This window comes from Gelidibacter japonicus (assembly GCF_010725055.1).
Taxonomy (GTDB): Bacteria; Bacteroidota; Bacteroidia; order Flavobacteriales; family Flavobacteriaceae; genus Gelidibacter; species Gelidibacter japonicus.
In genome coordinates, this window is record NZ_BJKB01000048.1 from 1 (window position 1) to 307 (window position 307).

Sequence of the window (307 nt, forward strand, 5' to 3'; positions counted from 1 at the left end):
TGTCCTGTTCGGACTGTCCCACGGCCGCCCAATGGGAACGGCTGCCCACATCAATGCCCGCAGCTTTGGGATTGATGATTTCCATTGAAATTACATCTTGTTCCATACCTCTAAGTTTTAAAAAAAAAAAACACTCTAAGGAGATGTGCTTTTGGCAGAGTAAATATTCTGAACGGGGTTGCCGATAAATCGGCACCGCCACTGAAGTCATCGCAAACATCTCAACCAGGATTGCGCCCGTGCTTTTATGCAACAGTTTGAAAATCGGCCTTGCATAGAGCTATACAAGTTTACGGAATTTTCAGGA